Annotated in this window: 14 protein-coding genes; 7 read left to right on the top strand and 7 right to left on the bottom strand. The window is 75.8% G+C overall.

Going from position 1 to position 13,380, the window contains the following annotated elements; all coding sequences use genetic code 11:
* The first annotated feature begins 106 nt into the window (after positions 1 to 106).
* Positions 107 to 1,207: an MGDG synthase family glycosyltransferase gene (locus ACZ3ZD_RS13315; protein WP_467396165.1), complete on the top strand. Its 1,101-nt coding sequence runs from the start codon at positions 107 to 109 to the stop codon at positions 1,205 to 1,207.
* Positions 1,208 to 1,510: 303 nt separating this feature from the next.
* Here ACZ3ZD_RS13315 and ACZ3ZD_RS13320 read toward each other — a convergent pair whose 3' ends face one another.
* Genes ACZ3ZD_RS13320 through ACZ3ZD_RS13330 form a run of 3 tightly spaced genes read right to left on the bottom strand, consistent with a single transcriptional unit; the run spans position 1,511 to position 4,053 of the window.
* Positions 1,511 to 2,272: a polysaccharide deacetylase family protein gene (locus ACZ3ZD_RS13320; RefSeq protein ID WP_467396167.1), complete on the bottom strand. Its 762-nt coding sequence runs from the start codon at positions 2,270 to 2,272 to the stop codon at positions 1,511 to 1,513.
* A 6-nt stretch (positions 2,273 to 2,278) separates the two neighbouring features.
* Positions 2,279 to 3,208 (bottom strand): DMT family transporter, encoded by a 930-nt coding sequence (locus tag ACZ3ZD_RS13325; protein WP_467396169.1) that lies wholly within the window; start codon positions 3,206 to 3,208, stop codon positions 2,279 to 2,281.
* A gap of 5 nt (positions 3,209 to 3,213) precedes the next feature.
* Positions 3,214 to 4,053, bottom strand: a complete 840-nt coding sequence (locus ACZ3ZD_RS13330) for an SDR family NAD(P)-dependent oxidoreductase (protein ID WP_467396170.1) — start codon at positions 4,051 to 4,053, stop codon at positions 3,214 to 3,216.
* 319 nt (positions 4,054 to 4,372) lie between these two features.
* Here ACZ3ZD_RS13330 and ACZ3ZD_RS13335 point away from each other — a divergent pair, with 319 nt between their 5' ends.
* The 5 genes from ACZ3ZD_RS13335 (at position 4,373) to ACZ3ZD_RS13355 (ending at position 8,236) form a co-directional block, all read left to right on the top strand.
* The gene (locus tag ACZ3ZD_RS13335) at positions 4,373 to 5,881 is read left to right on the top strand and encodes an MFS transporter (RefSeq protein ID WP_467396172.1); all 1,509 of its coding nucleotides are present in this window, start codon (positions 4,373 to 4,375) and stop codon (positions 5,879 to 5,881) included.
* Positions 5,882 to 6,032: 151 nt separating this feature from the next.
* Entirely contained in the window at positions 6,033 to 6,209 is a 177-nt protein-coding gene (locus ACZ3ZD_RS13340; RefSeq protein ID WP_467396173.1) for a hypothetical protein, read from the top strand.
* Positions 6,210 to 6,314: 105 nt separating this feature from the next.
* Positions 6,315 to 7,337 (top strand): iron-containing redox enzyme family protein, encoded by a 1,023-nt coding sequence (locus tag ACZ3ZD_RS13345; RefSeq protein WP_467396175.1) that lies wholly within the window; start codon positions 6,315 to 6,317, stop codon positions 7,335 to 7,337.
* A 10-nt stretch (positions 7,338 to 7,347) separates the two neighbouring features.
* A complete protein-coding gene (locus tag ACZ3ZD_RS13350; RefSeq protein WP_467396177.1) occupies positions 7,348 to 8,013 on the top strand; it encodes a HemK2/MTQ2 family protein methyltransferase in 666 nt (221 codons plus the stop codon).
* Positions 7,994 to 8,236 (top strand): CDGSH iron-sulfur domain-containing protein, encoded by a 243-nt coding sequence (locus tag ACZ3ZD_RS13355; protein WP_467396178.1) that lies wholly within the window; start codon positions 7,994 to 7,996, stop codon positions 8,234 to 8,236. The genes ACZ3ZD_RS13350 and ACZ3ZD_RS13355 overlap by 20 nt, the downstream gene beginning before the upstream one ends.
* Positions 8,237 to 8,443: 207 nt before the next feature.
* Here ACZ3ZD_RS13355 and ACZ3ZD_RS13360 read toward each other — a convergent pair whose 3' ends face one another.
* Entirely contained in the window at positions 8,444 to 8,878 is a 435-nt protein-coding gene (locus ACZ3ZD_RS13360; protein ID WP_467396179.1) for a subtilase-type protease inhibitor, read from the bottom strand.
* Between the two features lie 369 nt (positions 8,879 to 9,247).
* Between ACZ3ZD_RS13360 and ACZ3ZD_RS13365 the strand changes: the two genes are divergently transcribed.
* Positions 9,248 to 10,426 (top strand): lactate 2-monooxygenase, encoded by a 1,179-nt coding sequence (locus ACZ3ZD_RS13365; protein WP_467396181.1) that lies wholly within the window; start codon positions 9,248 to 9,250, stop codon positions 10,424 to 10,426.
* A gap of 458 nt (positions 10,427 to 10,884) precedes the next feature.
* On the opposite strand, the gene ACZ3ZD_RS13370 is transcribed toward ACZ3ZD_RS13365, so the two are convergent.
* The 3 genes from ACZ3ZD_RS13370 to ACZ3ZD_RS13380 all read right to left on the bottom strand — a co-directional run bounded on the left by ACZ3ZD_RS13370 (position 10,885) and on the right by ACZ3ZD_RS13380 (position 13,364).
* Positions 10,885 to 12,408, bottom strand: coding sequence for an RICIN domain-containing protein (locus ACZ3ZD_RS13370; protein ID WP_467396183.1), 1,524 nt, complete (start codon positions 12,406 to 12,408; stop codon positions 10,885 to 10,887).
* Positions 12,409 to 12,743: 335 nt separating this feature from the next.
* A complete protein-coding gene (locus ACZ3ZD_RS13375) occupies positions 12,744 to 13,121 on the bottom strand; it encodes a toxin Doc (protein ID WP_467396185.1) in 378 nt (125 codons plus the stop codon).
* A gap of 3 nt (positions 13,122 to 13,124) precedes the next feature.
* Positions 13,125 to 13,364, bottom strand: coding sequence for a hypothetical protein (locus ACZ3ZD_RS13380; protein ID WP_467396186.1), 240 nt, complete (start codon positions 13,362 to 13,364; stop codon positions 13,125 to 13,127).
* Positions 13,365 to 13,380 lie beyond the last annotated feature (16 nt).

The following is a 13,380-nucleotide window of genomic DNA, read 5'->3' on the forward strand; positions in this document are numbered from 1 at the left end:
CGGGCGTCGGGACGGGGCGCTGGTGCGCGCGAGTGACCGCGGGGTCGGGCGACACGGCCCGCCGGGTCCGCCGTTCGCGCCCTGGACCGGCGCAGAATCGGGCTCCATGCCCCCCACAGAGCACCACGCGCCGGGCGGCCGGCGGCGCCTGCTGATCCTCAGCGCGAGCATGGGAGCCGGCCACGACACCGTGGCCGCCGAACTCGCCCGGCGGGCCGCGGCCCGGGGCCACGAGGCGCAGGTGGCCGACGTGCTGCGGCTCCTGCCGTACGGCCTGGGCACCGGGCTGCGCCGCGGCTACCGGGTGTCGGTGCGGCACCTGCCCTGGCTGTACGCCGGGGTCTACGGCGCGTTCCTGCGCGGCGGGCCCGGGCGGCGGCCCAGCGGGGTCCCGCTGGCCCGGCTCGCCGCGGACCGGCTGACGGAGCTGGTGGACCGGCTGGACGCCGACGTGGTGGTGTCCGTGTTCCATCTGGCCGCGCAGCTCACCGGGCATCTGCGGGCGCGGGGCGGGCTGCGGGTGCCGAGCGCGGTCTTCCTGCTCGACTTCGCGGTGCACCGGCAGTGGCTGCATCCGGGAAACGACCGGTACCTGTGCCTCACGGACGCGGCGGCGGCCGAGGTGCGCCGCCACCTCGCGGTGCCGGTGGTCACGACCGGCCCGGTGGTGGCGCCCGCCTTCCGGGCGCCGGCCCCCGGAGCGGCCGGATGGCGGGAGCGGTTCGCCCGGCGGGCGCCCGGCCGGCCCCCGGTCCTGCTGTCCGCCGGTGCCTGGGGCGCGGCCTCCCGCCCGGTGCCGACCGCCCGGCTGCTGGCGGCGGGCGGTTACCTGCCGGTGGTGCTGTGCGGCCGGGACGAGCGGCTCCTCGCCCGGCTCTCCCGGGAACCGGCGGCGCTCGCCCTGGGCTGGGTGGACGACATGCCCGGCCTGCTGGCCGCCTGCCACGCCCTGGTGGACAACGCCGCCGGCCAGACCGCCGTCCAGGCCCTCGCCGTGGGCCTGCCCGTGATCGGCCACCGCCCGCTGCCCGGCCACGGCGCGGAGGGCGTCCGCCGCATGGCCGACCTGGGCCTGTCCACCCTGGCCCCCGACACCCCCGCTCTCCTGACCGCCCTGGCCCGCCTCCCCGCATCCGCCCCACCCCGCGTGGCCCGCGGCCATACCCTGTTCCGGGGGGACGCGTTGGACAGCGTGACCGATCTGTGAGCGTGCGGAGTTCGTCACGCGCCTCACGCGCCCGCCGGCCGGGGCACGGTACGACGCCCGACAGCCGGCCCCGCCGAACCCGCGAGCCGGCCCGGGCCCGCGCACACGCGAGCCGAGGCCGCCACCCGCCTCCCCGGCCCCGGTGCCCCGACCCCGCGCGACCAGCCACCCCCGCCCCCGCGTCCGGGCCCCGACCGCCCGCCCCGACAACGGCGACCGCGAACCGCGAACCACGAACCCGCGAAGCCGCACCCGCAACTCACCGACCCGCCCGCACCTCATACACGGCACCCGCTCCCGCCCTCACCGAGAAGCTCGGCCGTCCAGCCGGCCGGTGTTCGGGACATGGTCGCCGAGGGGCCCCAGAGTGAGCCCCGCCGTCCGGCAGTGCTCCGTGATGGCCGGGAGCGCGGCCAGGGTGGCCTGCCAGCAGTCGGGGGCCGAGTGGCGGTCGGAGTCGTGGAGCAGGAGCGTGCCGCCGCCGCGCAGGTCCGCGGTGATCCGGGCGCGGACGGACTCCGGCGTGGCGTCGGCCGTCCAGTCCCGGCCCCACGCCGTCCACAGCACCGTGCTCAGCCCGGCCCGCCGCGCGGCCAGCCAGCGGCTGGTGGTGAGGATGCCGTACGGCGGGCGGTACCAGCGCGGGCGCCGGCCGGTGAGGTCGTGGACCGCGCGGACGGCCCGGGCGATCTGGGTGGCGTCGCGGGCGAACGCGGGCCGCCAGGGCCGGTCGTGGGTCCAGCCGTGCACGCCCAGCTCGTGCCCGCGCCGTACCGTCTCCCTCAGGAGGTCGGGATGGCGGACCGCGTGCTCGCCGACCACGAAGAAGGTGGCCCGCACCCCCAGCCCGTCCAGGGCGTCGAGGAAGCGCGGGGTGGACACCGGGTCCGGCCCGTCGTCGAAGGTGAGCGCGACGTGCCGGGGGTGCCCGGTGCCGGCGAGCCCGGGGAAGAACGGCAGCCGTACGGCCGGCAGCCAGGTGGCCGCCGGGCCGATGTGGGCCGCCGCGGCGGCCGGCAGCAGGACGGCGGCCGTCCGCCAGGCACGGCCGGACAGGGGGGACATCGGTGACTACCTCCTCGGGGTGCGTGGCAGGGCGGCGGTGGAGCCGGGGGACGCCTCGGGGTCCGCGGCGTCCCAGTCCCCGCCGGCGGCCGCCGCCTGGGCCAGGCCGATGCTGCCGGCGCCGATCAGCGCGACACCGACGGCCTCCGGCAGCAGGCTCAGGCCGAGGTGGATCGACTCGGCGAACAGCACCCAGCCCAGCACCACGCTGGTCAGCGCGTCGCCGAGGGTGAGGGCCGGCTGGGAGGCGGTCAGCGAGCCGGCGCCGAGCGCGCCCTGGAGCAGCAGGAAGGCGACGAGCCCGGCGGCCCCGGTGGCGTACAGCGACCAGTGCCCGAACATCGCCGCGGGCCCCTGTTCGAGCCGCCCCACGGCCTCCTTGAGCAGCGCGGCGGTGGCGGCGAAGGACACCGCGGAGGCGAGCCCGAGCAGCGCGGCCCGGGAGGCGCCCCGCGCCGGGCGCGCGGCCACGACGAGCAGCACCACCAGGCCGAGCACCCCGCCGCCGCCCAGCAGCCAGGCCGCCGGCCGCGCGGTGGGCCGTCCGGCGGACGGCGCGGCCGCGAGGAGGAACAGGGCCAGCCCGCCGGCGAGGGCGACGAACGCCAGCCAGGTCCGGCCGTCCGGGCGGCGCCGGAAGACGACGCTTCCCACGGCGAGGGTGAACAGCAGCTCGGCGGCGAGCAGCGGCTGGACCAGCGACAGGCTGCCCACGGCCAGCGCCCCGGCCTGCAGCAGACCGGACAGCGCGAGCAGCCCGACGCCCACCAGCCAGGAGGGGCGCCGCAGCAGCCGGGTGAACCGGCGCACGACGGGCCCGGCCCCGTCCTCGTCGCCGTCGTCCGGCTCCTGCACGGCGGCGCGCCGCTGGAGCACCGAGGCGGACGCGTTGGACAGGGCCGCGAGGAGGGCGAGCAGCACCGTGACGGCGGTCATGGCGGTCACCCGAAGCGGGCGGCGAGCCGCCGGTAGAGTCCGGGGGCCGCGCCGCGCACCCGGGCGGGCAGGCGCAGCCACCCGGGGACGTACACCTCGTCCCGGCCGTGCAGGACGGCGGCCCAGACGGCGTCCGCCACGCGCTCGACGGGTACCGGCCGCGGCCAGGAGCGGGCGTAGGGGGTGCCCCGCCGGTCGAAGAAGGGAGTGTCGACCACGCCGGGCACGACATGGCTGACGCCCACGCCGGTGCCGCGCAGCTCGTAGCGCAGGCAGTCGGCGAACGTCGCCAGGGCGGCCTTGGCCGCGGAGTAGACGGCCTCGCCGCGCACGCCGACGCTGCCGGCGAGGGACCCGATGAGCACGATCCGTCCGGATCCGGCCGCCACCATGTGCGGCAGCACGGTCCGCACCAGGTGCACGGTGGCCAGCAGGTCGAGTCCCACGATCTCGTCGATGCGCGCGGCGGGCATGCCGGTGAACTCCCCGGCCCAGCCGACGCCCGCGCCCGCCACCAGCAGGTCGAGCCGGCCGAGGTGGTCGAGGGCGAGGTCGGTGAGCCGGCGGTCGGCGCCGGGCCGGGTCAGGTCCGCGGGCAGCGCGACCGCGCCGGCCGCGGCGGCCACTTGCTCCAGCCGGGTGACGTCGCGTCCGTTCAGTGCCATCCGCCAGCCGTCCTCGGCGGCCAGCCGGCGGGCCACGGCGGCACCGATGCCCGAGGAGGCACCCGTCACCAGGGCGGTGCCGCCCCGGGCGGCACACGGGGCGGTGGCCGGCTGTCCGGCCGGGGCGGGGACCGGCCGGGCGTCGTTCGACGGTCCTGCGGGCGACGGGGCGTGGGACATGGTGACGACCTCACTGCGACGGCGTGCACGAGTGCGCGAGTTCCGGGGCCGAACCTTCGCGGTGTATCCAGGGCGCCACACACTGAAACGCCGCGCACGCGGGAGCGACCGGCCGCGGGGCAGCCGCCGGCCGGGCGGTCGGGGCCATGGGTCGCGGTGCGCGGCCGGCGGGCGACGGCGGTCCCCGCCCGAACCTTCGACGCATAAAGAAACGTTGCCGTTTCGCTTCTTCTGGCATAGGCTCGCCGAGTACGAAACAGTTTCGTTTACGAACTGGTCGCCTTCCCGTACCCGGACGACGTCCCTGGAGCGTTTCCCCATGCCCGAGAAGACCCTGGCCGACGGCTCCCGCACGGGAGCAGGCCCGACAGAACACGCCGCGGCGGCCTCGCCCAAGCGGTGGTGGATCCTCGCGGTCGTCGCGATAGCCCAGCTGATGGTGGTCCTCGACGCCACGATCGTGAACATCGCCCTGCCGTCCGCCCAAAGCGACCTCGGCTTCTCCGACGGCAACCGGCAGTGGATCGTCACCGCCTACGCGCTGGCCTTCGCATCCCTGCTGCTGCTCGGCGGCCGGATCGCCGACCTGTTCGGCCGCAAACCCGCCTTCCTCGTCGGCGTGGTCGGCTTCGCCGGTGCCTCCGCGCTCGGCGGCGCGGCGAACGGCTTCACCATGCTGGTCGTCGCCCGCGCGCTGCAGGGCGTCTTCGGCGCACTCCTCGCGCCCGCCGCGCTGTCGCTGCTGAACACCACGTTCACCGACGCCCGGGAGCGGGCGCGCGCGTTCAGCGTGTACGGCGCCATCGCCGGCGCCGGCGGCGCGGTCGGCCTGCTGCTCGGCGGTGTGCTGACCGACGCCCTGGACTGGCGCTGGACGCTGTACGTGAACGTGGTGATCGCGGTCGTCGCTTTCGCGGGCGGCTGGCTGCTGCTGGGCAGCCACCGCGACGCGGCGGGCGCCAAGCTCGACGTGCCGGGCACGGTCCTGGTCGCCGGCGGTCTGTTCGGCCTGGTCTACGGCTTCTCCAACGCCGAGACGCACGACTGGGGCTCGGCGCTGACCTGGGGCTTCCTGGCGGCGGGCGGCCTGCTGCTGGCGGCCTTCACCTGGTGGCAGACCAAGGCCGCGCACCCCCTGCTGCCGCTGCGCATCCTGCTCGACCGGAACCGCGCGGCCTCCTTCCTCGCGGTGATGGTCAGCGGCGCCGGCATGTTCGGCGTGTTCCTCTTCCTCACCTACTACCTCCAGCTGAACCTCGGCTTCAGCCCCACGAAGACCGGTGTGGCGTTCCTGCCGATGGTCGCCGCGCTGATGGTGACCGCCCAGGCCGGCACCACGATGCTGGTGCCCCGGTTCGGCCCGAAGACCGTCATCCCGCTGGGCTTCGCCATCGCCACGGCCGGCATGGCCTGGCTGACCGGCATCGGGCTCGGCTCCCACTACCTCGGCGCGGTGCTGCCGCAGCTGATCGTGATCGGTGTGGGCCTCGGACTGGTCATGCCCCCGGCCATGCAGCTGGCCACCGGCGGGGTCGCGGCCGAGGACGCGGGCGTGGCCTCCGCGACCGTCAACGCCATGCAGCAGGTCGGCGGCTCGATCGGCACGGCCCTGCTGAACACCCTCGCGGCCGGCGCCGCCACGGACTACCTGTCCGGCCGGGACGCCACCAGCGAGCTGGTGCGGGCCCAGGCCTCGATCGAGAGCTACACCACCGCCTTCTGGTGGTCGGCGGTCCTCTTCGGGGCGGGCACGGTGATCGCGTTCGTCTGCTACCGGCGCGGGGTACCGCGGCAGGACCCGGACGCCGCACCGGTCGTCCACATGTGACAGCCACCGTCCGGGCGTGGGGCCGCCGTCCGCAGGGAGACGGCGGCCCCACGCCCTGTGGTCCCGGGGCCCCGGAGGCCCACGGGACGCTTGGGACGGCTCCGCCGGGTAACCCGCAGGGGAGATCACCGCGCCGACGGAAGGAGACGTCATGCCTGGCGGCAACGACCGTAACGACCACGAGGACCGGCCGGAGACGGCCCTGGAGGAGGTGCTCCGGGAGGTCGAGGAGGCCGAGAAGCGCGACGAGGACAAGGGCGCCTCGGGCGAGGCCGGGGACGCCATCTCCCCGAACACCGGGGCGCAGGAGCAGGCGAACGGCGACTGAGCCGCCCGGGCGGCGCGCCCACCGGGAGCACCCGGTGGGCGCCGCCCTCGTCCCCGGTGCCCCGGCCGCACCAGTGCTTTCCGTCAGGCCGGGTACCAGAGACGCATGACCGACCAACTGCGCCACCCGCTGCTGCCCCCGTCCCGCGGCCCCCTCTCCGCCGCGGTCTCGGCCTACCTGCGCGGCACGGGCCCCCTCCCCCGCCCGGCGGACGCCACGACCGCCGACCCGTACGGCGACGACCTCCAGCTCGCCCTGTACCTGTGCTACGAGCTGCACTACCGGGGCTTCGCCGAGGTCCCGCCGGAGACCGAGTGGGACCCGGAACTGCTACGGGTCCGGGCCGCGCTGGAGGACCGCTTCCGGTCCGCGCTGCGCGCCGACACGCCGGTGCACGACAGCCTGGACGAGGCCCTCGCCGCCCTCCTGGTGGAACCGGCCGAGGGTACCGGCGTCTCCCACTTCCTGTCGGCCGAGGGCGAGCTGTGGCAGCTGCGGGAGTACGCGGCGGTGCGCTCGCTGTACCACCTGAAGGAGGCCGACCCGCACGCCTGGGTGCTGCCGCGGCTGTGGGGCCGGGCCAAGGCGGCGATGGCCGCGGTGGAGTACGACGAGTTCGGCGGCGGCCGGGCCGAACGGGTGCACGCCCGCCTGTTCGCGGACCTGATGCGGGACCTGGATCTGGACACGGCGTACGGCCGCTACCTGGACGCGGCCCCGGCCGAGATGCTCGCCGTGGTGAACCTGATGTCCCTGTTCGGCCTGCACCGCGCGCTGCGCGGCGCGCTGGTGGGCCACTTCGCCGAGGTGGAGATCACCTCCTCCCCCGGCTCCCGCAGGCTGGCCGAGGCGATGCGCCGCACCGGCGCCGGACCGGCGGCCGAGTTCTTCTACGACGAGCACGTGACGGCGGACGCGGTGCACGAGCAGGTCGTGCGCCGCGAGGTGATCGGCGGACTGCTCGCCGAGGAGCCGGAGCTGGCGCCGGACATCACCTTCGGCATCGACGCGACCGAGTACCTGGAGGACCGGCTGGGCCGGCGGCTGCTCGGCCGGTGGCGCGCGGGACACTCGTGTCTGCGGACCCCCCTGTCGCCCCGGGAACACCAGATGTCCCATACATCCTGAGTCCCCGGGTATGCGGAACCGTGTGATCGGTGTGATACTCCCGGGCGTGTACGCCCCGCAGGACGACACGGAACTGCTGGCCGAGGCCCTCCGCGAGGTGGACCCACCGCCCGGCACCCGGTTGCTGGACGTGGGCACCGGAAGCGGTGCGCTGGCCCTGGCTGCGGCCCGGCGGGGCGCCGAGGTGACCGCGGTGGACGTGTCCCGGCGGGCGGTGTGGACGGCCCGCCTGAACGCGTGGCGGGCGCGGCTGCCGGTGCGCATCCGGCGGGGCAACCTGTTCGAGCCGGTACGGGGCCGCACGTACGACCTCATCCTGGCGAACCCGCCCTATGTGCCGGCGCCCGACACCGGGCGCGGACCGCGCGGCCGGGCCGTCGCCTGGGACGCGGGGCACGACGGGCGGCTGGTGCTGGACCGGATCTGCCGGGACGCCCCGGCGCTGCTGCGCCCCGGGGGGGTGCTGCTGATCGTGCACTCGGTGCTGAGCGGTCCGGACCGCACCCTGGAACTGCTGCGGGAGGCGGGTCTGAAGGCCGCGGTGGTGCGGCGCCGCTGGGTCCCCTTCGGGCCGGTGCTGCGCTCCCGGGAGGACTGGCTGCGCCGGCGCGGGCTGCTCGCACCGGCCGACGACAGGGAGGAACTGGTGGTCATCCGTGCCGAACGAACCGTCTGACACCGCCGCGAACGACCCCGCCGGACCGGCGTCCGACCCCACCGGCCGGGCCCGCCGGATCACCGTGCAACGACGCGGGCCCCTCCTGGTGGAAGGGCCCGTGGAGATCGAACTGGAGGACGGGACCACGGTCCGCTCGGACCGGTTCCGTGTCGCTCTGTGTACCTGCCGGCGCAGTCGCCGCTACCCCTGGTGCGACACGAGTCACCGGCGCAAGGCCTGAGTGCCCCGTTGAAACAGGTTGTTTTTCGCCGCTCCCCGGAAGGCCCCCCACGGACCACCCGGGGAGCGGCTGTGTGCCCGGGCCCGGCGGGCGGCCCCACTCCGCCCGCCGGCCCCGGCGCGAGATCGCAGGTTCCCCGCTCCAGGGGCCGCACTCCCCAGTTGCGAGCCTGATCCGGTGTCCACGAGGACTCCCACGATCCCGGTCCTAGAACGCGAAGAGGCTGCCGCCGGCGGCGTCCCTCATGCACGTGTTGCCGAAGGTGCGCTCGTAGGAGACGCGCTTGCCCTGCCAGACACCCTGGACGGTGACGACGACCGGGTCGTACAGCTTGGTGCACATCACGCCCGCGGCCGGCTTCAGGGCGTCGAGCTGCCCGTCGACGCCGCGCAGTTCGGCGCAGGCCTGGGCGGCGGCAGGGTGGCTGCCCGAGGCCGTGGGCGCGCAGTTCAGGGTGACGGCACGCTCCGGTGTGGCCGTGGCCGCGTCGCTGCCGTGGCCGGTGGTGAGCACCAGCGCCGAGGGGGCGTAGAGCGACGACGGGGCGGCGCCCGGTGCAGCGACGGCGGCCCCGGTCAGGGGTCCGCAAACGGCGGCGGCCGTGAGGCCGAGGGCCGCTGCCCAGCGCGCGGTGTTCCGCATTGTGTGCATCCTTCCGCTCGAACTGACGAAGTGCCGGCTCCGGTCTCCGGTCGGGCACCGGAGCGGCGAGCGCCACTCTGCCGACTCCACCGCCGAAACTCACATCGAACGCATGGGTTTCAGTAACCTTTCGTGTTGAATCAGTGGCGTGAAGTCACGGAAGTCGAACGCCGTGACCCCGGAACAGAGCGGTTCCCCGGTCGCCGGAGCGACAGAGTGGCGGAAAATCAGCGGTTCGTTAATCGTCCTGAAACATTCCGGCTGCTACCGCCTCCAGTCCCTTCATGACTCCTTGTGTTCACGAAGTGATCACCTTGCGGGTCGGTATCGTCGGGGCCCACGGGGCCGACGGCGGGCGGGAGTTGACGGATGGCACGGCACTGGGCGGACTTCCAGTACGAGATCTACCTGAACGGGACGACCGGGGCGGTGCCCCGGCTGCCCACCGACCTGACCCGGCTGGAGGAGCTGGCCGAGCACCGGCTCGGCCCGGGCCCGGTGGGCTACGTGGCGGGCAGCGCGGGCGACGGCACCACGGCCCGCGCCAACCGGGAGGCGCTCGACCGGCGCCGGATCGTGCCGCGCATGCTGCGGGACGTGCGCGACCGGGACCTCACCACCGAGGTGCTGGGGCGGACGCTGCCGGCGCCGCTCGCCCTGGCACCCGTCGGCGTGCTGTCGATCATGCATCCGGACGCCGAGTCCGCCGCCGCCCGCGCCGCCGCCGCGCAGGGCGTGCCGTTCGTCCTGTCGTCGGCGTCGAGCACCCCGCTGGAGCAGGTGGCGGAGGCGATGGGGGACGCCGAGCGGTGGTTCCAGCTGTACTGGGGCAGGGACCGCGAGGTGACCCGGAGCTTCCTCGCCCGGGCGCGGGCGGCCGGCTTCTCGGTGCTGGTGGTCACGCTGGACACCCCGCTGCTGGCCTGGCGGCCCCGCGACCTGGACCAGGCGTACCTGCCGTTCCTGCACGGCGTGGGCACCGCCAACTACTTCACCGACCCCGCGTTCCGGGCGGGCCTCGCCAAGCCGGTGCACGAGGACCCGAACGCGGCGGTGCTGCACTTCCTCGGCCTGTTCGGGGACGCCGGCCACACCTGGCCCGACCTGGCCTTCCTGCGCGACCACTGGGACGGGCCGATCGTCCTCAAGGGCGTGCTGCACCCGGACGACGCCCGGCTCGCCGCGGACGCCGGCATGGACGGCGTGGTGGTCTCCAACCACGGCGGCCGGCAGGTCGCCGGCTCGATCGCGGCGGCCGACGCGCTGCCCCTGGTCGCGGACGCGGTCGCCGACCGGCTGACGGTCCTGTTCGACAGCGGTGTGCGCACCGGCGCCGACGTCTTCAAGGCCCTCGCCCTGGGCGCCCGGACGGTCCTGCTGGGCCGCCCGTACGTCTACGGCCTCGGTCTGGACGGCCAGACGGGCGTCGAACACGTCATCCGCTGCCTCCTGGCGGAACTCGACCTCACCCTGGCCCTGTCGGGCCACGCCGGACCGGCCACGGTCACACGATCGGACCTGGCAGCGGACGGCAGCACGACAGCGTGAGACCGCTGCGGGATCGCTACGCGCCCGTCGACCGCCAACCGACCGGCGACACGGCCGGAACCGGCAGCCGGCGGCAGCGCGACCCCCCGAGGGCGCACGCCCGCCCCACAGCGCACCGCCGCGCGCACCACGCCGCCGACCAACGCCGACCGACCGGCGACAAGGCCGGGCCTGACAGCCGACGGCAGCGCGGCTCCCCGAGGGCGCACGGCCGCCCCACGGCGCACCGCCGGGCCCGTTACGCGGCCGTCCACCGCTGGCAGCCGACGGCAGCACGGGACCCCGAGGACGCACGGCCATCCCGCGCGCACCGCCGCGCGCACCAGGCGGCCGTCCACCGTCGAGCGGGCGCCGACACGGCCGGACCCGACAGCCGGCAGCGGCACGGCACCTGACGACGCACCGCCGCCCGACCCTACGCCGCCTCCCCGAGGGCGCGCGGCGCGCCGTCCCGTCCGCTACGTCGCCGTCCAGCGCTGGTCTGCGGACCCGTCCCGGACCTTGACGACGAGGTCGGCGTCGTTCTGGTCGCCGTCGGCGGCGAGGGCGAGCGTGCGGTCCCAGCGGGGCAGGAACTCGCCCTGCGGGGTGCGGTCGTAGCGCACGTCGTCGGCCCGTGCCGAACCGGCGCCGGCGCAGCGGCCGAGGCGTACCACCCCGGCGTCGGCGTGCGAGTCGAGGCACAGACCGGTGTCGGCGGCACTGCGCAGCAACCCGTCCTTCTCGTACGTCCAGCGCTGCGTGGCCGAGCCGGAGCACACGGCGAGCACGGCACTCGCCCCGGCCTCGGGCGCGCCCTTGACGTCCAGGCACCGGCCGGCGGCGTCGCGCAGGACCGTGGTGCCCGAGGCAGGGGTGCCGGGGTGGGCGCTCGTGGCGACCCGCTCGGTGCCGTCGCCGCCGTCCGGCCACACACCGACCGCGAGGACCGTCGCGAGCAGCCCGGCCGAGACCACCCCGACGCCCGTCAGCAGTGCCCGGGACGACCAGGAGCCCGGCGCGCGGCGCGCGGACACGGCGGCGAGGAGCCGGGCCGGCAACCCGGGCCCGCCGCCGCGCCGGCGTCCGCCGGAGCCGCGGGAGCCGCGGGAGCCGCGAGGGCCGCGGGAGCCGCGAGGGCCGCGGGAGCCGCCGCGGGCGGGGCCTTGGCGGCGGCCGGGGCGGGAGTCGAGGTAGCGCCGGGCGCCCCAGCCGAGCACGGCCTCGGCGAGCAGGACACCCAACGCGGCGTCCACGTGGCCGAGTTGCTCGGCCGCGTGCCGGCAGTAGGCGCAGCCGGCCAGATGCTCCTCGACGTCGGGCAGCAGCGCCCCGCCCCGCCGGATCGGCACGTCGAGCAGCCGGTTGTAGTAGCGGCAGTCCTTCCCGGGCGCGAGGTCCCGGTGGGCGCGGACCAGGCCCTCGCGGAACTTCTCCCGGGCCTGTTCCAGCGCGGCCGTGGCGCTGTGGAGGTCCACGCCGAGCAGCCCGGCGGGCACGGCCGGCGGTTCCGCCTCGACCTCGGTGTGCCACAACAGGGCCTGTTCCAGGCGGGAAAGGGCGTGGAACGAGCGGTCGGACAGGACACGGTTGTCCGGTATCAGGGCCGGTGCGGTACGCATCCCGCGGCCCCCGGCGGGTTTCCCGAGCCCTGGCAGTACGGCGGTGATCCGGTCGGTGGCGGACCAGTTCAGGACGGTGTCCCGGACGGCCACCAGCAGGCGGGGCCGCAGCGCGTCGGCGCTCTCGCCGAGTGCCAGCCGGCCGAGGACCTGGTGGAAGGCGGTCGCGGTGACCATGTGGGCGAGGGATCCGGGGGCGGCCAGGCAGACGACCGCGTACTCGTGGGCCGGCCGCCAGTGCCGGGCCATCAGCAGGGCGGCCGACCGGGAGGCCTCCGCGTCGGAACCGGCCCGCAGCGGGCCGGCGAGGAACTCGTCGGATTCCCCGGGTTCGGTGCCGGACGGCGGCCAGGCGGGACGCGGGGGGTGGGGGGTGAACACGGGAGCGGATTCCTTTTGGCGCGTGGTGCGAGCGGAAATTCACCGCGCTGGAACCCTCGCACACCTCCCACACGAGCAACAAGGCGCACACAGGACACGGGCCGGCTTGACGGGAGGTCAACAACAGGCCGTCGGCCAGGACTTGGCGGAAGGACGGCCGGATCCCGCGAGCGCCCCGTGTGAAGCGCGTGCCCGCACCGGCCGGCCGCGCACGCTCCCGCGGCCGGCGGGCCGGTGGTGGACTGGGAACCGGTCCTCCTCGGACGGTCCGTCCCCGGCCGGTGCTCCGGCGGCATCCTCCCGCCGGCCGGGGCGGGCCCGGCCGGCGCGTGGGGTCAGATCTGCCAGGAGCGCAGCCGGTCGGCGGCGCCGTAGACGTCGGTCTTGCCGGAGATCAGGTCGCGGGCCAGGTCGACGAGGGCGCCGTAGGGCGGGTCGATGCCGACGCCGCTGACGAACATGTAGGCCACGGCGGTGGCGCAGGCGAAGCGGGCGTTGGCCGCGGGCAGCGGCTTGAGCACGGCGAGGGTGTGCAGCAGCGCGGCGGCGCGCCAGGCCGCGTCGGAGTCCACGCCGAGCCGGGGCGGATCCACCCGGTGCCGGGCGACGGCGGCGACCAGCGCGGAGAAGTCGTCCACGGCGGGCTGGTCGGGCAGGACCTCCTCATGGCGTTGGAGCAGCCACGGGACGTCGATATGGATGGCGGAGGGCATCGCTCACGCGGCCTTGCCCCTGGCGGGACGCTCGTCGTCGGGGAAGGCCGCCGCGAACTCCTCGGCGTGGCCGGCGAAGAAGCGGCGGAACGCCTCGGCGCCCTCCTGGAGGGCCCGGTGCCGGGCTATGTCGGCGGCGGCGGCCTCGCGGACGAGGGCCTTCATCGACGTACCCCGCTCCTTGGCGATCTGCCGCAGGTCCTCGAGTTCCCGTTCGCTGAACTCCACATTCAGAGCTGGCATGCACCACACGGTAGCG

The organism is Streptomyces sp. NPDC023481 (genome assembly GCF_055560195.1).

Excerpts from the sequence above, each read along its gene's own strand:
- ACZ3ZD_RS13380 (WP_467396186.1), bottom strand. The coding sequence starts at position 13,364 with ATGCCAGCTCTGAATGTGGAGTTCAGCGAACGGGAACTCGAGGACCTG.
- ACZ3ZD_RS13345 (WP_467396175.1), top strand. The coding sequence starts at position 6,315 with ATGACCGACCAACTGCGCCACCCGCTGCTGCCCCCGTCCCGCGGCCCC.
- ACZ3ZD_RS13350 (WP_467396177.1), top strand. The coding sequence starts at position 7,348 with ATGCGGAACCGTGTGATCGGTGTGATACTCCCGGGCGTGTACGCCCCG.
- ACZ3ZD_RS13360 (WP_467396179.1), bottom strand. The coding sequence starts at position 8,878 with ATGCGGAACACCGCGCGCTGGGCAGCGGCCCTCGGCCTCACGGCCGCC.
- ACZ3ZD_RS13320 (WP_467396167.1), bottom strand. The coding sequence starts at position 2,272 with ATGTCCCCCCTGTCCGGCCGTGCCTGGCGGACGGCCGCCGTCCTGCTG.
- ACZ3ZD_RS13330 (WP_467396170.1), bottom strand. The coding sequence starts at position 4,053 with ATGTCCCACGCCCCGTCGCCCGCAGGACCGTCGAACGACGCCCGGCCG.
- ACZ3ZD_RS13315 (WP_467396165.1), top strand. The coding sequence starts at position 107 with ATGCCCCCCACAGAGCACCACGCGCCGGGCGGCCGGCGGCGCCTGCTG.
- ACZ3ZD_RS13325 (WP_467396169.1), bottom strand. The coding sequence starts at position 3,208 with ATGACCGCCGTCACGGTGCTGCTCGCCCTCCTCGCGGCCCTGTCCAAC.
- ACZ3ZD_RS13365 (WP_467396181.1), top strand. The coding sequence starts at position 9,248 with ATGGCACGGCACTGGGCGGACTTCCAGTACGAGATCTACCTGAACGGG.
- ACZ3ZD_RS13340 (WP_467396173.1), top strand. The coding sequence starts at position 6,033 with ATGCCTGGCGGCAACGACCGTAACGACCACGAGGACCGGCCGGAGACG.
- ACZ3ZD_RS13375 (WP_467396185.1), bottom strand. The coding sequence starts at position 13,121 with ATGCCCTCCGCCATCCATATCGACGTCCCGTGGCTGCTCCAACGCCAT.
- ACZ3ZD_RS13335 (WP_467396172.1), top strand. The coding sequence starts at position 4,373 with ATGCCCGAGAAGACCCTGGCCGACGGCTCCCGCACGGGAGCAGGCCCG.